This is a genomic window from Qipengyuania sphaerica (assembly GCF_019711595.1).
Classification (GTDB): Bacteria; Pseudomonadota; Alphaproteobacteria; order Sphingomonadales; family Sphingomonadaceae; genus Qipengyuania; species Qipengyuania sphaerica.
Genome location: NZ_JAIGNR010000002.1, coordinates 265,001 through 285,126, shown reverse-complemented (window position 1 = coordinate 285,126; position 20,126 = coordinate 265,001). Strand labels below are relative to the sequence as shown.

22 protein-coding genes and 1 tRNA gene are annotated in these 20,126 nt (G+C 64.9%); 12 read left to right on the top strand and 11 right to left on the bottom strand.

Going from position 1 to position 20,126, the window contains the following annotated elements; translation table 11 throughout:
- Nucleotides 1-103: 103 nt before the first annotated feature.
- A complete protein-coding gene (locus tag K3178_RS09080) occupies nt 104-778 on the bottom strand; it encodes a GcrA family cell cycle regulator (RefSeq protein WP_221571078.1) in 675 nt (224 codons plus the stop codon).
- A 73-nt stretch (nt 779-851) separates the two neighbouring features.
- Here K3178_RS09080 and K3178_RS09075 point away from each other — a divergent pair, with 73 nt between their 5' ends.
- Together K3178_RS09075 and K3178_RS09070 are read left to right on the top strand one after the other, a co-directional pair.
- Nucleotides 852-1,757 carry an ABC transporter permease gene (locus tag K3178_RS09075; protein ID WP_247713670.1) on the top strand — a complete coding sequence of 302 codons (906 nt, stop codon included), beginning with the start codon at nt 852-854 and terminating at the stop codon, nt 1,755-1,757.
- A 52-nt stretch (nt 1,758-1,809) separates the two neighbouring features.
- A tRNA-Ala gene (locus K3178_RS09070) sits at nt 1,810-1,885 on the top strand.
- Nucleotides 1,886-1,890: 5 nt separating this feature from the next.
- On the opposite strand, the gene K3178_RS09065 is transcribed toward K3178_RS09070, so the two are convergent.
- Both K3178_RS09065 and queF read right to left on the bottom strand, forming a co-directional pair.
- Nucleotides 1,891-2,673 (bottom strand): DUF1499 domain-containing protein, encoded by a 783-nt coding sequence (locus K3178_RS09065; RefSeq protein ID WP_247713669.1) that lies wholly within the window; start codon nt 2,671-2,673, stop codon nt 1,891-1,893.
- Between the two features lie 13 nt (nt 2,674-2,686).
- Nucleotides 2,687-3,145 carry a preQ(1) synthase gene (gene queF, locus K3178_RS09060; RefSeq protein ID WP_221571077.1) on the bottom strand — a complete coding sequence of 153 codons (459 nt, stop codon included), beginning with the start codon at nt 3,143-3,145 and terminating at the stop codon, nt 2,687-2,689.
- Nucleotides 3,146-3,248: 103 nt separating this feature from the next.
- On the opposite strand from queF, the gene K3178_RS09055 reads away from it, so the two are divergent.
- The 9 genes from K3178_RS09055 (at nt 3,249) to K3178_RS09015 (ending at nt 11,457) form a co-directional block, all read left to right on the top strand.
- Entirely contained in the window at nt 3,249-4,343 is a 1,095-nt protein-coding gene (locus K3178_RS09055) for a hypothetical protein (RefSeq protein WP_221571076.1), read from the top strand.
- A gap of 37 nt (nt 4,344-4,380) precedes the next feature.
- A complete protein-coding gene (locus tag K3178_RS09050; RefSeq protein ID WP_221571075.1) occupies nt 4,381-5,214 on the top strand; it encodes a sulfurtransferase in 834 nt (277 codons plus the stop codon).
- Nucleotides 5,215-5,216: 2 nt separating this feature from the next.
- Nucleotides 5,217-6,428 carry a cystathionine beta-lyase gene (gene metC, locus K3178_RS09045; RefSeq protein WP_221571074.1) on the top strand — a complete coding sequence of 404 codons (1,212 nt, stop codon included), beginning with the start codon at nt 5,217-5,219 and terminating at the stop codon, nt 6,426-6,428.
- 2 nt (nt 6,429-6,430) lie between these two features.
- Nucleotides 6,431-7,489, top strand: coding sequence for a mechanosensitive ion channel family protein (locus tag K3178_RS09040; RefSeq protein ID WP_221571073.1), 1,059 nt, complete (start codon nt 6,431-6,433; stop codon nt 7,487-7,489).
- Between the two features lie 97 nt (nt 7,490-7,586).
- Nucleotides 7,587-8,342, top strand: a complete 756-nt coding sequence (gene cobA, locus K3178_RS09035) for a uroporphyrinogen-III C-methyltransferase (protein WP_221571230.1) — start codon at nt 7,587-7,589, stop codon at nt 8,340-8,342.
- On the top strand, nt 8,339-8,635 hold the full coding sequence (locus tag K3178_RS09030; RefSeq protein WP_221571072.1) for a DUF2849 domain-containing protein: 297 nt from the start codon (nt 8,339-8,341) through the stop codon (nt 8,633-8,635). Before cobA ends, K3178_RS09030 begins: the two co-directional genes overlap by 4 nt.
- Entirely contained in the window at nt 8,635-10,266 is a 1,632-nt protein-coding gene (locus K3178_RS09025) for a nitrite/sulfite reductase (protein WP_221571071.1), read from the top strand. Before K3178_RS09030 ends, K3178_RS09025 begins: the two co-directional genes overlap by 1 nt.
- Complete coding sequence (locus K3178_RS09020) at nt 10,259-10,705, top strand: DUF934 domain-containing protein (RefSeq protein ID WP_221571070.1); 447 nt, start codon at nt 10,259-10,261, stop codon at nt 10,703-10,705. Before K3178_RS09025 ends, K3178_RS09020 begins: the two co-directional genes overlap by 8 nt.
- Nucleotides 10,706-10,710: 5 nt before the next feature.
- Nucleotides 10,711-11,457 (top strand): phosphoadenylyl-sulfate reductase, encoded by a 747-nt coding sequence (locus K3178_RS09015; RefSeq protein WP_221571229.1) that lies wholly within the window; start codon nt 10,711-10,713, stop codon nt 11,455-11,457.
- Nucleotides 11,458-11,512: 55 nt separating this feature from the next.
- Here K3178_RS09015 and K3178_RS09010 read toward each other — a convergent pair whose 3' ends face one another.
- The 6 genes from K3178_RS09010 to obgE all read right to left on the bottom strand — a co-directional run bounded on the left by K3178_RS09010 (nt 11,513) and on the right by obgE (nt 16,950).
- Complete coding sequence (locus tag K3178_RS09010) at nt 11,513-11,932, bottom strand: hypothetical protein (RefSeq protein ID WP_221571069.1); 420 nt, start codon at nt 11,930-11,932, stop codon at nt 11,513-11,515.
- 110 nt (nt 11,933-12,042) lie between these two features.
- Entirely contained in the window at nt 12,043-13,134 is a 1,092-nt protein-coding gene (locus tag K3178_RS09005; protein ID WP_221571068.1) for a 2OG-Fe(II) oxygenase, read from the bottom strand.
- Nucleotides 13,135-13,189: 55 nt separating this feature from the next.
- Nucleotides 13,190-13,828, bottom strand: a complete 639-nt coding sequence (locus tag K3178_RS09000; RefSeq protein WP_221571067.1) for a hypothetical protein — start codon at nt 13,826-13,828, stop codon at nt 13,190-13,192.
- Nucleotides 13,829-13,865: 37 nt separating this feature from the next.
- A complete protein-coding gene (locus K3178_RS08995) occupies nt 13,866-14,771 on the bottom strand; it encodes an NAD-dependent epimerase/dehydratase family protein (RefSeq protein WP_345719881.1) in 906 nt (301 codons plus the stop codon).
- Nucleotides 14,768-15,889 (bottom strand): glutamate 5-kinase, encoded by a 1,122-nt coding sequence (proB, locus tag K3178_RS08990; protein ID WP_221571065.1) that lies wholly within the window; start codon nt 15,887-15,889, stop codon nt 14,768-14,770. Before proB ends, K3178_RS08995 begins: the two co-directional genes overlap by 4 nt.
- Nucleotides 15,890-15,894: 5 nt before the next feature.
- Nucleotides 15,895-16,950: a GTPase ObgE gene (obgE, locus tag K3178_RS08985; protein WP_221571064.1), complete on the bottom strand. Its 1,056-nt coding sequence runs from the start codon at nt 16,948-16,950 to the stop codon at nt 15,895-15,897.
- 67 nt (nt 16,951-17,017) lie between these two features.
- On the opposite strand from obgE, the gene K3178_RS08980 reads away from it, so the two are divergent.
- A complete protein-coding gene (locus tag K3178_RS08980; RefSeq protein ID WP_247713668.1) occupies nt 17,018-18,085 on the top strand; it encodes a MarR family winged helix-turn-helix transcriptional regulator in 1,068 nt (355 codons plus the stop codon).
- Here K3178_RS08980 and K3178_RS08975 read toward each other — a convergent pair.
- Both K3178_RS08975 and lysA read right to left on the bottom strand, forming a co-directional pair.
- Nucleotides 18,082-18,855 carry a precorrin-2 dehydrogenase/sirohydrochlorin ferrochelatase family protein gene (locus K3178_RS08975; RefSeq protein ID WP_221571063.1) on the bottom strand — a complete coding sequence of 258 codons (774 nt, stop codon included), beginning with the start codon at nt 18,853-18,855 and terminating at the stop codon, nt 18,082-18,084. The two genes, K3178_RS08980 and K3178_RS08975, sit on opposite strands and share 4 nt — an antisense overlap.
- Nucleotides 18,855-20,117: a diaminopimelate decarboxylase gene (gene lysA / locus K3178_RS08970; RefSeq protein ID WP_221571062.1), complete on the bottom strand. Its 1,263-nt coding sequence runs from the start codon at nt 20,115-20,117 to the stop codon at nt 18,855-18,857. The genes K3178_RS08975 and lysA overlap by 1 nt, the downstream gene beginning before the upstream one ends.
- Between the last annotated feature and the right edge of the window lie 9 nt (nt 20,118-20,126).

Below are 20,126 nucleotides of genomic sequence, written 5' to 3'. Positions count from 1 at the left end.
ACGGGTGGCTATGCGGAAGTAAACAAGTCCGCGTTAACTACCAAAAGCCCCGCCTCTCCGTGGCTCGGAGAGACGGGGCCATGATCTTGATGGTTTGTTAGCCTTAGCGGACGCGCGGGCCGCCGAAAGGCAGCGGCGGAGGGGGGCGGCGCGCACCGCGGGGCAGCTGTGCCTGATAGGCCCGCCCGCAATGTTCGACGCAATAGGGGAAGCCGGGGTTCACCGCTTCGCCGCAGAAATGGAAATCGGGTTCGCCCGGGTGGCCCATCGGCCAGCGGCAGACCTTGTCCGACAGGTCGAGCAGGCTGGTCTTGTCCGCAATCGAGGGATCGGGCTTGGCCGGCACCAGGCGGCGCGGCGGTGCGGGCGGGATCGGCGGCTGTTGGTCGCCGGGGCCTTGGCGCAGGAAGCCACCCGGGCCGACCGAAACGATCTTCGGCAGGTCGGGCGTGCGATTCGGGATCGGCTGCGAAGGGATCGCCGCATCGGGCTTGGGCGCGGTCTGCGCAGCGGGCTTGGCAGGTGCTGCCGGAGCGGGCGCGGGGCGCGGAGCGGCTTTCTTGGCCACGGGCTTTGCCGCCGGCTTGGCCTTGGGCGCCGCCTTCTTCTTTTCGGCTGCCTTTACGGGCGAGGGGCGCGATTTGAGGCCGAGGCGATGCGCCTTGCCGATCACCGCGTTGCGGCTCACGCCGCCCAGTTCGTCGGCGATCTGGCTGGCGGTCGAGCCGCTTTCCCACATTTTCTTCAGCGTCGCGATCCGTTCGTCGGTCCAGGCCATGCGAAATCTATTTCCTTCGTATTCCCGCCGGCCACGCTTGCCAGCAGAAGTGCTTGGCCCTAGGCGCACGCCCATGGCCGATCAAGTCCAACCCGCTCCAACGACCATCGGAGCCGCAGAGGAAGCCTCTTTCACCGATAATACGGATAAGGGAAGGGGCAGTTTCCCGAGGCGCGGAGAGCCGGTGATCACCGGGATCAACCGCGTGGGATTATGGAGCCTCTATATTAAGGAGGTTCGCCGTTTTCTCAAGGTCCAGACGCAGACGATCTGGGCGCCCGCGGTCACAACGCTGCTCTTTTTGGTCATTTTTACCGTCGCGCTGGGCCGCGAGGGGCGCGAGGTGCTCGGCGTCAACTTCGCGACCTTCGTCGCGCCGGGGCTGATCGTGATGGGCATGATGCAGAACGCCTTTGCCAATTCCAGCTTCTCGCTGCTGTCGGGCAAGATCCAGGGGACGATCATCGACCTGTTGATGCCGCCGCTTTCAACCGGCGAGCTGATGGCGGGGATCACCGCTGCCGCAGTAACCCGTGCGATCGCCGTGGGCGGCGCGGTGGCGCTGGCGATGGCCTTCTATCCTGGCGTCGACCTCTCGCTCGCGCACCCATGGGCGGTGGCATGGTTCGGTCTGATGGGGGCGGTCATGCTCGCGCTGATGGGCCTCCTCGCCTCGATCTGGGCGGAGAAGTTCGACCACAACGCCGCGGTCACCAATTTCGTGATCGCACCGCTCAGCCTGCTCTCGGGCACCTTTTACGTGATCGACAACCTCGCGCCCGCATTCCAGGCCATCAGCCGCTTCAACCCGTTCTTCTACGTGATCAGCGGCTTCCGCTTCGGCTTCCTTGGCGAAAGCGACATCGGCAACACCAATGAGGCGGTCGTGCAAGCTGGAATCGGACTGGGCCTCTTCAACCTCGTTTTCGCCTTCGTTGTCTACCGCATCCTCGCCTCGGGCTGGAAAATCCGCAGCTGAACGGGCTTTTCCGCCCCGCGCAGATCCGCTAATTTGCCGCTTCGCCTGGAACGGGGCCGTAGCTCAGTTGGGAGAGCGCGTCGTTCGCAATGACGAGGTCAGCGGTTCGATCCCGCTCGGCTCCACCAGGCGCTTATTCCCCCAGCCGCGCCTCGATAGCCGCCGACAGTTCGCGCAGCCGTGCGGCGTTGTAGCCGAGGTCCGACAGGCCCACCCGGCTGACCGAGCGCAAGTCGATCACCCCGTCACCGACTCGCGCCACGACATCGTCCTTGAAGCCGAAGGCGAAGGTTTCCGCCGTGCCTTCGACGGTGCCTGCCTCCACATCGCTGCGGATATCGGTGAGGCCGATGTCGCTCATCGCGGCCGAGACCGAGGCCATGGCATCGGCGCGGTCGGTGGTGAAGGCGATCGGCTGGAGGTCAGGAAAGGCCTCGGCTATGATCTGGGCGTGCGACTGGCCCTTGACAGGGCTGTCGTCGGGCAGGCCCATCCATGCGTCCATTTCGCCGAGCGGGACCGAATAATCGTTGATCGGATTGGCTTCGGCCATCTCGCGGATCGCCATGGTCGCGGCGGAGAAAGTGGGCGGGTTAGCCGTGTCGGTTGCGACATCGTGGATCGGCGGCACGCTTTGCGCCTTGCTGGCCACCGAGGCGAGACCCGCCATCAGCGCCGCCGGTATCGCCAGCGCGAGCGCCGCCTTCCACCACTCACCGCGGGGTCCTTTCCACAGCGCGACAAGCGCGACAAGCGCGGTGATACCGATCAGGATCGGTCCCACTTCGCGCAGCATGGTGCCGAGCGCGAATCTCCAGTCCACCATCCCGAATTTCGGCCCGAAGACCGCGACCGCGAACCAGACTAGGAGCGCCAGGGCCAGCCACAGCGCATATTTCGGCAGTTTCGCGATCATCAATCTCTCTCCCTTATCCGCGCCCACGATAGGACGAAACGCCCTGGTCGGGTAGCCACAAGCCTTCAGGCGGCGCACCGCTCTGCCAGAAAACGTCGATCGGGATGCCGCCGCGCGGATACCAGTAGCCGCCGATGCGCAGCCATTGCGGCTTCATCTCGTCGAACAGGCGCTGGCCGATGCCGACCGTCACGTCCTCGTGAAAACCGCAATGGTTGCGGAAAGAACCGAGGAACAGCTTGAGGCTCTTCGATTCGACGATGGTTTCGCCCGGCGCATAATCGATCACGAGATGCGCGAAATCGGGCTGGCCGGTGACCGGGCACAGCGAGGTGAACTCGGGCGCGGCGAAGCGGACCATGTAGAGCTGGCCCGCGCGCGGATTGGGCACGTAATCGAGCTCTGCTGCCTCCGGCGAGGAGGGCAGCGGGCTGTTCGCGCCGAGGAACTTGGGTGTGGGTGTGTCGCTCATGCCGCGCCTGTGCCGCGAATGGCGGATTTGCGCAAGGCGGGGCTTGGAACTTGCGCCTTCAGTGCCTATTCAGCGCGACCCCTCGATTGAGCCGCCTTTACCGATGAAAACCCGTTTCCGCCTGCCCCTGATCGCGCTCGTGCTCGCAGCGCCCGCCGGCCTTGCCGCGCAGGACTTCCAGCTGCCGCCCAACCCGACGCCGACGGCGAGTCCGCGTGCGCAGGGTCCCGTCGATACCGAGGGCAGCAATGTCCCCGCCGTCCCGCGCGTAATCGCCACGCCGACGCCGACCCCGACTGCGCGGCCTGCAACGGTACAGCCGATCCCGACTGCCACGCCGACACCCGTGCCCAGTGCCAGTGCGACCCCTGCCCGAGCGCAACCGTCTTCGCAGCCTACCGTCACTCCGCGTGTCCAGCCCAGCGCCTTGCCGACGGGTGCGGAGCGCCTGCCGCTCGACCCCGGCGAGACCGCGCCCATCGTTCCGGCTCCCGTTCCGAGCGAGACCGCCACAAGGCAGCCTGCAGCCGTTCCGACATCCACGGCAGGCGAAACCGCTGCGCAGGAACCCGCCAGCGAGGAAGGCATCGACTGGCTCTGGCCCGCACTCGGCGGCGGTTTGCTGCTGTTACTCGGTCTCGGCTATCTCATCTCGCAGCGCCGCCGCAACGCGCCTCCGCCCGAGATCGAAAGGCCCGTCATAACCGCTGGCGGGCCGGTTTCTCCCTCGGATATCCTCGTGAAGGCCGATGCGATCAAGCTCACCCGCTCGCTGATGAACGCCACGCTGCAATATCGCGTCTCGCTGATGAACAAGGCGACGCGCGCGCTCGGCAATGTCGTCGTGGGTGCCGATATCGTCTCCGCGCATGGCGGCGTGCCGGTCGAACAGCAGGTAGCGAGCGCCAACCAGCAGCTCGAAAAACGGCATACATTCGAGCGCATCGCACCCGGCCAGAGCGTGCGGTACGAGGGCCAGATCACGATCCCGCTCTCGCAGGTGCGCGCGATCCGGCAGAGCAATGCCGCGCTCTTCGTGCCGCTGCTGCGCCTGCGCGTCGACGGTGCATGCGAGGAGCCGCTGGTAAAGACCTTTGTAGTCGGTCTCGGCGCTCCGGGCGGCGGGCGTGTCACGCCCTTCCGGCTCGACGAAGGTCCGCGCAGCTACGAGCCGATCGCCGCCCGCGCGCTGGACTGAATCGACACGGACCCGCGCTCCCGCTAGCAAGCGGGTGATGGACCTTCTCGTTTCGACCGAATGGCTTGCCGCGCGCCTCGATGCGGATGATCTCGTCATCCTGGACGCGACGATGCACCTGCCTGACGATCCACGCGATGCACGAAAGGAATTTGCGGCGGGGCATATCCCGGGCGCGCGGTTCCTCGATCTCGCCAGCTTCATCGATGCAGGGTCCGCGGTGCCCAAGGCCATTCCTACTCCCGAGCAGTTCGCCGAACGGATGGGCGCCCTCGGTATCGCGCCGGGCAGCCGGATCGTCATTTATGACGACAGCGACATCCGCAGCGCCGCGCGCGCATGGTTCATTCTCACCCGTTACGACGAACAGAAGGTCGCGATCCTCGACGGAGGGCTGGGCAAGTGGCGGATCGAAGGGCGCAGGCTGTCCGACCGGATCGTCCAACACGCGCCGCGCCACCGCGCCGATCCGCAGCCCCATCGCACCGTCCGCGACAAGGAGGAAATACTCGCCAATACCGACAGCCGCGACTGGCAGGTCGTCGATGCGCGGGACAGGGCGCGCTTTATCGGGAAGGCGGGTAGCGGCTCGGAAGGGCATATCCCCGGTGCGCGCAATCTCCACTACGCCAAGCTTATCCGCGAGGACGGGACCTATGCCTCGCCCGAGGAAATCCGTGCGCAGTTTGCCGAAGCGGGCGTGGACATCTCGAAGCCCGTCGTGACCAGCTGCAACAGCGGGATGACCGCTACGGTCCTGCTCTTTGCGCTGGCTCTGGTGGGCGAGCATGACGCCGCGCTCTACGACGGAAGCTGGCTCGAATGGGGCACGGACCCGGAAACGCCGAAAGAGAGCGGGGAGGCGCGTTGAGCATGGCCGGGGGGAACAAGGACAAGCAATCGCCCGCAACGCGGCTCGTCACCGGCGGACGCTCGGGCCACTTCGCCGATCAAGTCGTAAACCCGCCCGTCTGGCGCGCGAGCACGCATCTCTACGCGGACTGCGCGGCGCTGCGCGAAGGGGTGAAGTCCAACGAGGACGGCAACTTCTTTTATGGCCGCCGCGGCGCGCCGACCCAATGGGCACTGGCAGAGGCACTGACCGATCTGGAAGCCGGCGCATTCGGCACTGTGCTCGCGCCGAGCGGCGTCTCCGCAATTGTCGGGGCGCTGATGGCGATGGTGAAGACGGGCGACGTGCTGCTCGTCACCGACAATGCCTACGACCCCACCCGCAATGCGGCGATGGGCATCCTCAAGCGTTTCGGCGTCGAGCACCGTTTTTTCGACCCCTTCGATCACGCGGCATATGAAGCTGCCTTTTGCGAGCGCACCAAGGCGGTCATGCTCGAGGCCCCCGGCAGCCTGACGATGGAAGTCTGCGACATTCCCGCTCTCGCCCGGATCGCGCGCGAGAAGGGCGCAGCGACCTTGTTCGACAATACCTGGGCATCCTCGCTCGGCTTCTCGCCGCTGGATCATGGCTGCGACATCATGGTGAGTTCGCTCAGCAAGCATGTCGGCGGGCATTCGGACCTGATGATGGGTGCGGCAACTGCCGGCGAGCGGTGGTATCGCCGCTTGCGCCGCACCTCGCAGCAGCTTGGCCATGTGGTTTCGCCCGACGATGCGGCGCTTGCGCTTAGGGGCCTCAGGACAATGGGCGTGCGCCTGGAGCGGCAAACCATATGCGCGCTGGAACTCGCCAAATGGCTCGATGCCCGCGAGGAGGTGGCCCATGTCCTGTGCCCCATGCTGCCCGGTTCGCCCGGCCATGAATACTGGCAACGCGACTTCACCGGCGGCTGCGGCCTCTTCAGCTTCGTCCTCAACGGGCGCGACGATGCCGCGCGCTGCCGCCTGATCGACGCGCTCGAACTGTTCGGCATCGGCTACAGCTGGGGCGGGTTCGAAAGCCTTGCGCTACCCTTCGATGTCGAACCGGTCCGTTCGAAAATGGCGTGGCCAAAAGAGGGATGGGGGGTTGAGGACCGCTTCGCCATTCGCCTATCCATCGGATTGGAAGACACCGGCGACCTCATCGCCGATCTCGAACAGGCCTTCGCGGCTATGGACCAAGGATAGACGTGCAGGTCGAAACCAGCCCCACCGAAACGCCCACGCCGGAAGCAACGCCGGTCGAACAGGCGTGGAGCCTTGCCGAGCAGGCGCCCGAGGAAAGCGCCGTTGCTGCTGTCGAGGGTATCAAGGAGGCGGTCAGCGACAAGAACGAAACCGTCGGTTCGATGATCGGCACACTCGACGGGATTGCGCTGAGCATGGGCTCGATGCGGATTTCGCTGTTCGATATACTGATTGTCGCGCTGATCGTGATGGCGGTGATCGTGGGCGCGTGGTTTGTCAGCAAGCTCGGCCGACGCGGGGTGCGCCGGTTTACCAAGCTCGACGATACGCAACAGCTCCTTGCGGAAAAACTGCTCACAATTGCGGTCTGGGCGGCGGCCTTCTTCGTCGGCATCGACCTGCTCGGGATCGACCTGACGGCGCTCGCCGTCTTCTCCGGCGCTTTCGGCCTTGCCATCGGTTTCGGCCTCCAGAAGACCTTCGGTAACCTGATCGCCGGGATCATCCTGTTGATGGACAAGTCGATCAAGCCGGGCGACGTCATCGCCGTGGCCGACACGGCGGGCAACGAAACCTTCGGCCAGATTCGCAAGATCGGCGTGCGCGCGGTTTCGGTGACAACGCGCGACCAGCGCGAATACCTCATCCCGAACGAAAACCTGATGATCAACCAGGTCGAAAACTGGTCCTATTCCTCGAAGAACGTGCGCATGCAGGTGCCCGTGGGCGTCAGCTACGAAGCCGATATGAAGCTGGCCGAGGAACTCATGCTCGAAGCCGCCAAGAGCTGCGACCGCATCCTCAAGGCTCCGCCGCCGACCGTTTGGATGAGCGAATATGGCGACAACTCGGTCAATTTCGTGATCCACTGCTGGATCCAGGATCCCGAGGACGGGGTCGGCAATGTCCGCAGCGCGGTGCTGAAAAAGCTGTGGTGGCTGTTCAAGGAAAACAGCATCGAGATCCCGTTCCCGCAGCGCGATATCCACATCCGCTCGTCCGACCAGCTCGACCGCTGGTTCGAGGCGATGGCCAAGGATGGCAAAGTTACAAAAGAATAGGTTCACGCGCCAACAGCGTGGATTTCAAAATTTCCGCTACCCAGCCGGACACGCATTCTGATTGGCGCAGACCCGCCATGCCGCGCATCTTGGCAGCATGGCACAGGCTGGAACCATCTATCTCGTCGGCGCGGGGCCGGGCGATCCCGACCTTCTCACGCTGCGCGCTGCGCGGCTGATCGAGCGTGCGCGGATCATCGTGCATGACGGTCTGGTCGATCCGGCGGTGCTGGCGCTGGCGCGCGAAGATGCCGAGCTGATCTCGGTCGCCAAGAGCCGTTCGAAGCACACGCTGCCGCAGGATGATATCAATGCGCTGCTGGTGCGGATTGCACGCAGCGGGCAGGACGTCCTGCGCCTCAAGGGCGGCGACCCCTTCATCTTCGGGCGCGGCGGCGAGGAAGCCGAAGCCGCACACGCCGCCGGCGTTAGGGTCGAAGTCGTGCCCGGCATCAGCGCTGCCAATGGCGCGGCGGCAGCGGCGAAGATTGCGCTCACCCACCGCGAGGCCTCGTCGATCGTCAGCTTCGTCGCCGGCCAGTGCAAGGGCCTCGCCGAGCAGGACTGGGCTGGACTCGCGGGCAAGGGCCGCACGCTGGTCATCTACATGGGCGTGAAGACCGCCCCCCAGATCGCCGAGAAGCTGATGGAAGACGGGCTTGCACCCGACATGCCCATCGCGGTCATCGAAAACGGTGCGCGCCCCGAAATGCGCGTCCTGCGCGCGCCGCTGGCGGGGCTTCCCGATCTCGTGGAACGCGAAGCGGTGGTGAGCCCGGCCCTTATCGTCATCGGCGAAGTGACCGCGCGCGAGGATGCGCTGGTCCGGCTCGCCAAGGAGGCACACACATGAGAATTCTCACCGGCAACGACCTCAAGAGCGGTAGCGTCACCTGGTGGACCGGGCAGGACTGGTCGCTTCATGTCGAGGACGCGGTCGACGTCACTGGCAGCGAGGACGAAATTGCCCGCCGCGAAGAGGCCGCGCGCCGTGTCAACGCGCCCTACGCGATCGACGCCGAGCGCCACGAAGGCCGCCCGCGCCCGTCGCATATCAAGGACCGCATCCGGGCCCTCGGCCCCACCGTGCGCCCCGATCTCACACTGAAGCCGACCGAAACCGATATCGGCACCTGGGTTATCTGATGTATCTGTACGACCAATACGACCAAGCCATGGTCGACGCGCGCGTCGAGGAATTCCGCGACCAGGCGCGTCGCCGCCTCGAAGGCAGGCTGACCGAGGACCAGTTCAAGCCGCTGCGGCTGATGAACGGGCTCTATTTGCAGCTCCACGCCTATATGCTGCGGGTCGCCATCCCCTATGGCACGCTGAACAGCCGCCAGATGCACGCGCTCGCCGATATCGCGGACAAGTACGACCGCGGATACGGGCATTTCACCACGCGGCAGAACATCCAGTACAACTGGATCAAGCTGGAACAGGCGGCCGACCTGCTGGCGGACCTCGCCAAGGTCGAGATGCATGCCATCCAGACCAGCGGAAACTGCATCCGCAACATCTCTTCGGACCATTTCGCTGGCGCTGCGGCGGACGAATTGGTCGACCCGCGCCCCTATGCCGAACTGCTGCGCCAGTGGTCGAGCTTCCACCCCGAATTCAGCTACTTGCCGCGCAAGTTCAAGATCGCGGTGATCGCCAGCGATACCGACCGCGCGGCCATGCGCCTCCACGATATCGGCATCCAGATCGTCGAGCAGGGCGGCGAGCTGGGCGCGGCCTTCTATGTCGGTGGCGGCATGGGGCGCACGCCCATGATTGCGCCCTGCATCAAGGACTTCGTCCCGCTCGACCGGCTGGTGACCTATGCCGAGGCCGTGCTGCGTGTCTACAACCGCTACGGACGGCGCGACAACAAGTACAAGGCGCGCATCAAGATCCTCGTCCACGAAATGGGCAAGGATGCTTTCACCGAGGCGGTGGACGAGGAATTCGCCCGCATGCTGGACGAGGGTATCGAACCGCCCTTCGCCGAACTCGAGCGCATTCGCACCTTCTTTACGGATCCCGCCTTCGAGGCAGGAGCGAGCGAAGAGATCGACCGCACCGATCCCGATTTCGCGCTCTGGGTCGATCGCAACACCGTGGCACACAAGGCCGCGGGCTATGTCTCGGCCGTGATCAGCCTCAAGCCCGTCGGCGGTATCCCCGGAGATGCGACGTCCGAACAGATGCGCGTGATGGCCGACCTCGCCAGGGAATACAGCTTCGACGAATTGCGCGTCATGCACACGCAGAACGTCGTCCTTCCGCATGTCCGCAAGGCCGATCTCCACGCGCTGTGGACTGCGCTCGACGGGGCAGGGATGGGCAGCCCGAACCTCGATACGATCGAGGACATCATCGCCTGCCCGGGTCTCGACTATTGCAGCCTCGCCAATGCGCGCTCGATCCCCGTCGCGCAGAAGATTTCGGAGCGTTTCGCCGCGAGCGGCAAGACCGAGGCGCTGGGACAGCTGAAGCTGAAGATTTCGGGTTGCATCAACGCCTGCGGGCATCACCATGCAGGCCATATCGGCATCCTCGGCGTCGACCGGAAAGGCGTGGAAAATTACCAGCTGCTGCTTGGCGGAAGCGAGGCGGAGGATGTTTCCCTCGCCAAGATCACCGGCCCCGGTTTCGACGAGGCGGGCATCGTCGATGCGGTGGAAACCGCTGCCGACGTTTACCTGCGCGAACGCCAGGACGACGAGCGCTTCCTCGACACCTATCGCCGTATCGGCATGACCCCCTTCAAGGAGGCGCTCTATGGATGACCTCGCGACCGAAAACGACCGCCTGATCCGCTACCGCGAGGACGACCCGGTCGACCACGCAGCAGTGACCGTGGACAGCTTCCTCGACCAGACCGCCGCCAGCGCGGTGCGGGTCGAGCCGGGCGACGATGCGCGCGAACTGATCCCGCACCTCGAACGCCTCGCGCTGGTCGAGGTGAACTTCCCCGCTTTCGGCGACGGACGCGGTTATTCTTCGGCTCGCCTGTTGCGCGAAGCCGGTTACGAGGGCGAATTGCGCGCCGTGGGCGACGTGCTGGTCGACCAGGTCGCCTATATGCGCCGCTGCGGTTTCGATGCCTTCGATCCGGACGCGCCGCTGAACGAGCAGGACCTCGAAGCCGCGCTCACCCGCTGGCCCGAAGTCTACCAGTCCGCCGCCGATGCGCGCACGCCGATCTGGAGCAAGAGGCACGCGTGAGCGAGATGCGCGCCATCGACCGGCTCGATACGGGTCCGCGCTTCACGGAGCATGACGCCATCCGGCTCAACCGCATGTTCCGCGGCAGCGATACCGAGGAATGGCTCGGTGCCGTCCTCGACGGAAATCTTGCCGGCGATATCGCCATCGTATCGAGCTTCGGCGCGGAAAGCGCAGCCTTGCTGCATCTCGTTTCGCAAATCGATGCCAGTGTGCCGGTGCTATTCCTTGAGACCGGCAAGCATTTCCCCGAAACGCTCGCCTATCGCGACCAGCTTGCCGAGCGGCTCGGCCTGAACCTCGTCAATATCTATCCCGACATCGAAGACCTGCAGGCGCGCGACGAGACTGGCCTGCGCTGGTCCTATGATCCGGATGGTTGCTGCGACTTGCGCAAGGTCCGCCCGCTCGAAAAGGCGCTGGCCCGCTACGATGCCAGCCTGACAGGGCGGAAGGCCTTCCAGTCGACCACCCGCGCAAACCTGCCGCGCTTCGAAATCGACACCTCGGATGCGCAAGGCCGCCTGAAGATCAACCCGCTGATCGACTGGGATGCAGAGCGCATTTCCGCGTATTTCGAGGAACACGACCTGCCCCGCCACCCGCTGGTCGAGCGCGGTTTCGCTTCGATCGGCTGCTCTCCCTGCACGCGCGCAGTCGCCCCGGGCGAAGACCCGCGTGCAGGCCGCTGGGCCGGCTGGGACAAGGTCGAATGCGGCATCCACGCACCGGGCGAGGAGCCTTTCCTTTAAGCGCTGGAAGGCACCGGCAGAACTTCCACCGGTGCCTCCTTCCTGTTTTTCGCGGTCAGCTTTCGACGCGTTCCACGGTTACTGTTTCGCCATCTTCATCGGTCGAAATCCAGACGCCGTCGTCATTATAGCTTTCGGTGCTGCACCCACGCTCGCCATCGACCGTTTCGCTGATGTATTGCTCGTCGGCTTTGGAGCAATACTGATCCGGTGACGGCTGGTCCCAGACGCCGGCCTGGATGACCTCTCCGTCCATCTTCGATTCGTAGGTGCCGTCCTCTTTCACCTCATACATCCAGACGTCACCGTCGGCGGATGTGACCTTGTACATTCCCACTGCGGGCTTGCCATCCAGTGCCATGGGAACGGCCTCTTCGGGCGCAGTGACATCTGCCTCTTCGGCGACGTCGGCCTCCTCGGCACCCGAACAGGAGGCCAGGGCCAGTGCGCTGGCGGCCAGTATCAAATTCCTCATTATCTAAACTCCCTACGCGACTCTCGGTGATGGGCGGATGTTACCGCCCGCGAATCGCGACCCCAGTACCCGACCCTAGGCGTAACTGGAGTTTTGGCAAATGCGCGGTTTCAGCCGCTCTCCGCCGCTGCCGCCTCGGACTGCGCCGCCAGCTTGTGCAGGTTTGCCTCGCGAATTTTCTTCGCTTCCTCGTCATAGAGGAAGGGCAGGAAGGCATATCGCTTGCCTTTGGTCACGGGCGTCGCCTCGTGCAATAGCGAGCAGGAAAACACCACCGCCCCGCCGGTCGGCGCGCGGTAGGTGCGGCCGCCGAATTCGGGGAAGCGCAGGTCGCCCCCATCATATTCTTCGGCATTGAGGTTGATCGTCACGGCAAAACGGCGGTGCGCTGTGCCGAAGGTGGTGTTGTCGCGGTGGGGACGGAAGTGGCCCTTGCCCGCTTCATAGCAGGCAACGATATGACGCTCGATCCGCGTCGGCTTGAAATGGAAGGCGCGCTCGATGGCAGGGGCGATCCGGCGGGCGATGCGCTGCGACAGGTGCTGGATCAGCTTGGGGTCCTCTATCGTCGTGTCGCGGCGCTGCTTGAACCCATCATCGAGGATATGGGTGGTCTTCCCGTTCACGTCGCGCATGAAGCCCGATGCCGTGCCGCCATCCTGCTCGTACAGAGAAATGAGGTGCTGGCAGAGCTTTTCGTCGAACACGCCCGGGACAGTCAGGACCGGTGCCCAACCGTCCGACGTCGCGGCGACCCTGCGCTGGAGTTCCGCGATCGCCTCTTCCCCCTGCGCGATCGGCCACTTGCCGACCACGCGAAGTTCGCGGTCCATCAGCATCCAGAATGGTTCGTAGCGCTGGTCCTCATGCACCGCGCCATAGGTTCGGCTAACGGCACGGTCGTAGTCGAGGAAATGGCGGATCCCGGGCAAGTCCTGTGCGATGCGCTTTTGCGCGACATCATTGGGATCGACCGTGACGCCGAAAAAAACCGCATTGTCATCGTCGAACAGGGCGCGATGCTTCTGTATTACCTTGAGCGCCGCCTGGGCCATCGGCTGGCTCGCCGTACCGTGGAACAGCATCATCACATGGCGCCCGCCGACCGAATGGAAGGCATAACGGTCCGAACCGTCGAGCGCCTTGGCATGGAACCAGGGGGCGTAATCGCCGATCTGGGGAGGGGCGGAAACCGTCGTCATGCCAGCGCTTTACAATGCGGGAGGAAGGCTCGCAATCGAGCTGGTACAAGACGCTTCACACGGCATTGATGACGACCCCGAGCACGATCACGATGATCAGCGCTTCGAAAAAGCCCCGCAGGGCCTTGCCGAAGGAGCGGACCCAGCCCGTTTGGAGATTGGCGCGGAACCAAAGGCTCTGGACAGCCACGTACCAGGCCAGTGTCGCCAAGATGAGGCCAAACCCCACGCCGATGCCGGCACCGCCCGCCACACCGAGCGTGCCCGTGTTAATCCCGATGGCGAATGGCGCGGCGATGAAGCACTGGGCGTAAAACGGCTCTCGCAAGGTCTTGCGGTCGAGCGCGATTTTGCGCGAGCGGAGCAATCTCAGCGAAAACATCAGCGGGAAGAGCGAAAACGCCACCATCCTGAACGCGATGAGGTTCCGGTCGTCGGCGAGAAATCCCTCGGTCTGGATATTCCAGTTCGCAGTCAGTTCGACGAGGTGGATGAGGCCGAGGGTGATAGCCAGGAAGATCGGCGGGCTCAGCGTGTCCGAATAGCGGTCGTCATCCTCGTCATCGAGCTCGTCGTCGGCATAGTCCATCAGGCGGAGCGGATGGAAAATGCTTTTGAAGAGAGTCAGCGGATAGAAGACCAGCCAGACCATCAATTCGTAGAGCAAAAGCTCCAGCGACTTGATGATCTTCATGAAGTCCATTGCGGGGGAGCCTATCGCATGCCGCGGATCAGAGCCAGCCCTCGCGTTCGTACCAGCGGGCGGTGGCGGCGAAGCCTTGCTCGCCGGAGATGCGCGGCTGCCAGATTTCGGCGGGTACGGCGCGCTCCGGGCGGCAGACCCAGTCGGGGTGGACCATGTAGCCCACGCGGTCGGGGGTGAGCTTGGCCTTGTCGCGGCGGATGAGGCGGTCGCCCCGGGCGGCGATCATGAGGACGGTTGCGGGGAGGTGCGGCGCGATGACCTTCCTGCCCACGGCCTTGCCGATCAGCTTTGCCATCTCTGCGTGTTCGTAACCGCCCGCTTGCCCGTCATCGGGTTCGAGCGTTGCACCGCTAGCCGTGCCCGGTGGGGCGAGGGCGAGCAGGCATTCGGCAAGGTCGTCGACATGGATAATCGAGGTGTGGCCCTTGGGCGGCACGGGCACGACACCGTATTTTGCCGCGCGGAAGAGGTCGAACATGTCCGTGTCGCGCGGGCCATAGACGGCGGGTGGGCGCACGATGGTCCAGTCGAGGCCGCTGGTCTCGACATAGCCTTCCGCCTTGGCCTTCGACGCCCCGTAGAGCGAGAGCGAAGGCTCGCGCGCCGAGAGCGAAGAGGTGAAGACGAAGCGCAGGACATTGCTCGTGCGCGCAGCGTCGATCAGCGCGGTCGTGCCTTCGACATTGGCCTTGTCGAATTCCTGCGGGTCAGGAGTGTTCGTGAGGCCGGCGACGTGCACCACGCTGTCGGCTCCCTCGACCAAGCGCACCAGCGAGCTGTAATCGGCGAGACTGCCCTCGATCCAGGTCACACCCTCGCGCGGCTCCTGCGCGCGGCGGGTGAGCGCGCGCACCGCGATGCCCTGCCGCGCCGCCGCATCGAGGACGGCCTGCCCGACGAAGCCTGTCGCCCCGGTAAGGGCGATAATCACGCGCGCACCATGTGGTCGCGGTGGACGACGGCGGCGCGCGGCGCATAGCCGAGCTTTTCGGCCTGCTGTTCCTCGCGCAGTCCCAGAATCGCGCGGCATTCCTCGGCGGTATATTCGACGAGGCCCTGACCCAGCCGCTCTCCCTTCGCGCCGAAGATCGCGACGAGATCGCCACGGCGGAAATCGCCTTCGACTTCGGTAAGGCCGGCGGCAAGCACGCTGGCGCCATTGGCGAGCGCCCTTGTGCAGCCTTCGTCCACGGTCAACACGCCGGCCGGAGCCAGCCTGCCCGAGAGCCACGCCTTGCGCGCGCTCTCGTCGCCCTGCGGCAGGAACAGCGTTCCGCGATTAGCATCGAGCGCGCGCGAGATCGGGTCATTGTGTGTCCCGTTGATGATGGCGAGCGCAATTCCCGCCCTTTCGGCAATCCGTGCGGCCTGCAGCTTGGCGAGCATGCCGCCCGAGCCGAGACCCGAGGTGGAATCGCCCGTCGCCATGGCGATGATTTCGGGCGTTACGCCTTCGACCCTCTCGACAAATGCTGCGCCGTCTTCCTTCGGGTTGCGGTCGTAGAGGCCGTCGACATCGGACAGCAGCAGCACGCCTTCGGCTTGAGCCGCCTGCGCCACTCGCGCGGCGAGCCTGTCGTTATCGCCGAAGCGGATTTCTTCGGTCGCCACGCTGTCGTTCTCGTTGACAACCGGCACTGCGCCGGCTTCGATCAGCCGTTCGAGCGTGGCGGAGGCATTGAGATAGCGTCGGCGGTCTTCCAGATCGTCCAGCGTCACCAGCATCTGCGCCGCGATAAGCCCATGCTTGCCAAGCGTATCGGACCACAGCCGCGCCAGTTCGACCTGACCCACGGAGGCTGCCGCCTGCGCATCGGCGAGGCTGCCGCGCCCGCCCTTGGCCAGACCCAGCTTCGCAGCTCCCAGGGCAATCGCGCCCGAGGACACGACGATAACCTGCGTCCCGCCCTTACTCAGCCCTGCGATTTCCTTTGCCAGCGTCGCCAGCCATTTCGCACGCGGCTTGCCCTGTTCGATCAGCAGCGCCGAACCGACCTTGATCACGAGGCGCCTGGCTTTCGCCAGATCGGGAAGCGTGGTGACCGCCATAGCCGTCAGATGGGCGACCAGTCGGGCTCTTCGCCCTCGTCTTCGACTTCCTCGGCCCGGGTTTCCGAGCTGGTCCGGTCGGGCAGGTAGGACAGGATGGCGTCGAGCAGTTCCTCGACCCCTTCGCCGGTTGCGCCGGAAACGTTGAACACTTTTTCCGCACCTGCGGCCAGCAATTCGTCCGCGAAGGCCGCGCCCAGCTCCTCGTCGGCAAGGTCTAGCTTGTTCAGCGCAACGAGCTGCGGCTTGTCCGACAGGCCCGCGCCGTAAGCTTCGAGCTCGGCATTGACGGTCCGGTAGGCGTCGGCAGGGTCCTGTCCGGCGATATCGATCAGGTGGATCAGCACGCGGCAGCGCTCGATATGGCCGAGGAAACGGTCGCCGATGCCGGCACCTTCAGCCGCGCCCTCGATCAGGCCGGGGATGTCGGCGAGCACGAATTCGCGGTTCTTGTGCCGCACCACGCCGAGCTTGGGCACCAGCGTGGTGAAGGCGTAGGCGCCGACCTTGGCCTTGGTATTGGTGACCTGGTTGATGAAGGTGCTCTTGCCCGCATTGGGCAGGCCGAGCAGGCCGACATCGGCAAGCAGCTTCAGCCGCAGCCAGACCCACATTTCCTCGCCCGGGATGCCCGGCTGGTGCTGGCGCGGGGCGCGGTTGGTGCTGCTCTTGTAGCTGGCGTTTCCGCGGCCGCCCATGCCACCTTCGAGGAAGACGACTTCCTGGCCCACCTCGGTGAAATCGGCGAGCACCTCTTCCTTGTCTTCCGACAGGATCTGCGTGCCCACCGGCACATCGATGATGAGGTCGGGCGCGCCCGCGCCGGTGCGGTCCTTGCCCATGCCGTGGCCGCCGCGCTGCGCCTTGAAATGCTGCGCATAGCGAAAGTCGATCAGCGTATTGAGGCCTTGCACCGCGCGGAACACGATATCGCCGCCCTTGCCGCCGTTGCCGCCGTCGGGGCCGCCATATTCGATATACTTCTCGCGCCGGAAGCTGACGGCGCCGGGGCCGCCCGCGCCGGATTTGAGATAGATTTTGGCCTGGTCGAGAAAATGCATGCCCCGGCCCCTAGTCGCTTTTCGCAAGGTTGGCGAGCGCCCGGCGCTGCAGTGGTGCCGCGGAGCATTGGTAAACACCGAATTCTTGACACGATCCGTATTTGTTCTCAAATTGTTCCAGCCTATAAGGATGGAGTCCGAATCGATGCAGGCCGATTTCACTTACGAACCCGTTTTCGATGGCGCCGGATGCCAGCTTTCAGTGACCATTCTCGCCGACCGGGATGCGATGCGCGTACAGATGCAAGCGGATGCGGAGGCGGCCGGCTTCAGCGTGCGTGAATGTTGCGGGCTCGATGAATTCGCCAGCGGGGCCAGCGCGCCGCTGGGCGACCTGGTGCTGGTCGATTGCGGGGAGGCAAGCGGAGAAGCGATGGCATTGTTGTCGCGGCTCGACTTGCGGGCTGGCAAGTCGGGGGCGCAGCTTGTGGTTTCCACCACGATGGATGCGCTCGACGCCGTGTTCGGCTGTTTTGCCATGTCGGGCGCGCAGATTCTCGTCGATCCGGGCCGCGCGGATCGTATCGTCGCGATCGGGCGGGTGCTTGCTCACGTACCTAACCCGCGCCTGCGAGAGCTGGCGGAAGAGGACCGGTTGATGCTGCTGCGGCTGACCGAGCAGGTGGGCAGCATCGCACAGCGGCTGGAAGGCTTGTCCGGCGGTATCGCCCCCGGCCAAATGGAAGGCGGCGGCGCATTCCGGCTCGAAGCTCCCGGGCACGGCTGGCGCGCGCAGGGTGAAGACTATCTGGTCGTTTCCGCCACTCCAGCGCCGCGCCTGCCTGCAGCGGCGATGATCCGCCAACTGATCCGCCAGCGACAGATGCGCGCACACTTCTTCGACGGCGAGCTTTTTGCCGACCCGGCCTGGGATATCCTGCTTGATCTTGCCGCCTCGCGGTCGGAACGCAGGCAGGTATGTGTCACCTCGCTCTGTATCGCAGCCGGAGTGCCGGCGACAACGGCGCTGCGCTGGATCAGCCAGATGGTGGATGCAGACCTGTTGGTGCGCATTCCCGATCCGCATGATCGCCGCCGCGCGCATATCGCGCTGGCGGATGCGACGGCGGACCTCATGGCCCGTTATTTCGAGGCTATCGGGATCGGTGAAAACAGCGAGCTGGCCGTGGCCTAATCGGCCCGGCGAAGGATGACAGTAACCCCCGCTGTAGGGGGCCGGTGCGGCAATTCGTGACGCGCGGCATCGGCGCGTGCGCGGATCAGCACTGCCTCGGAAATCGCGGGGTCATGCAATATTGCGTCCGCGATTCCGAGCAGGCGGGCCTGCCGGATGGTCAAATCGTCCGGATCGTCGCTCGCAAGATGGAATTCGTGGATGGTCGGCCCGCTATCGGCGGACTGGTCCTGCTCGAGCCATGCTTCCACCCGTGTGTTGGATGCCGGATCGAGCGGATCGAGCTGGCCGCCTTCGCAAAGGGCCTTGTCGATGGCCTTGCGCCTGTCGCCGGCATCACTCCATTTCTCGCGCATCCGCTCCCTTGCCTCGGACAATTTGCTTGCCAGAGCGCCAAGGCTTTGCGGTAGGAAGGCCTCCAGCCGCAGACGTAGATGCTTGGCCAGGCCCGCAGACGCTCCGCCCGTGCTGACGGCGACCAGCACAGGCTCGCGGTCGAGCACGCTCGGCAGAGTGAAATCGCACAGGTCCGGTCTGTCCGCGACATTGACCAGCAACCCGGCGCGCTTCAGCCGCAAGGCCGCCGCCTCTGCCCGCCGCTCGTCCTCCATTGCCACGAAGGCAAGTGCAGCATGGTGCGCTTCCGTCTCGCCGCAGGGAATGCCGCCGGCCCGATCGACAAGTCTCTTCTTCGCCTCGGCCATGTCGCCATCCCCGACCACCACCACGCGGCATCCGGCAATGCGATGGAAGAGGGGGAGGGAGTGCATCAGTCCTGAAGCCAGTCGGGCACCTGCTCGGCGTCCATGATGGCACCTGCCGCAATGCGATCTGCGACCACGGCGAACTTGTAGCCATCGACCAGCACTTCGGCCACGAAACCGCGTGAATTGTAGCTCGAGGCCATGGTCGCGCCATAGGCCCCTGCGGTCCGGAAAACGGCGAGGTCGCCTGCGCCCAGCACATCGCATTCGCGGTCCATCGCAAAGGTGTCGCCGGTCTCGCAGATCGGCCCGACGATATGGGCGACCGTTTTCTCGCCCGTCGGCTCGACCGCGTCGAAATCGTGCCAGGCCCCGTACATGGCGGGCCGTGCGAGGTCGTTCATCGCCGCATCGACCACGACGAAGGGCCGCTCGATCCCGCGCTTCACCCGGATGACCTTCGTCAGCAGCACGCCCGCATTGCCCGCGATGACCCGGCCCGGCTCGAACATCAGCCGCACGTCCCAGTCTTTCGTCACACGGGCGACCATCTTGCCGTATTCGGCAGGGGCGGGAAGCTCCTCGCCGGCCTTGTAAGGCACGCCGAGACCGCCGCCGAGATCGGCATGGGTCACGCTACATCCGCCCTCGCGCAATTCGGCGATCAGAGCGCCGACCTTGCCGAATGCGGTCTCCAGCGGTTCGAGGTCGGCGAGCTGGCTCCCGATATGGACTGCGATCCCGCGCATATCGAGGCCGTCCTCGCTTGCAAGACCCGTGTAGATTTCCGCAGCCCTGTCGAGGGGGACGCCGAACTTGTTCTCGCGCTTGCCGGTGGAGATTTTTTCATGCGTGCGCGCATCGACATCGGGGTTCACCCGCAGCGCGCAGGCCGCTTTCACACCAAAGCGGCGCGCAATGGCGGCGAGCTCGTAGCCCTCTTCCTCGCTCTCGATATTGAACTGGCCGATGCCCGCCTCGATGCCATGCTGCAGCTCGGCATGGGTCTTGCCCACTCCGGAGAATACGATGTCCTCGGGCTTCATCCCGGCTTTCAGCGCGCGGGTCAGTTCGCCGCCCGACACAACGTCGGCGCCATAGCCTTCGTTTGCCAGCACCCGCAGCACGGCGAGATTGGGATTGGACTTCACCGCGAAGGCGATGTGCGGGTCTTTCAATTCCGACAGCGCATCGCGGAACACGCGTGCATGGCGCACCAGCGTGGCGCGCGAATAGACATAGAGGGGCGTGCCCACCTCTTCCGCAACACGCGGCAGCGGCACGTCTTCGGCGTGGAGCACGCCGTCACGGAGCTGGAAATGGTCCATGCCCGCTGC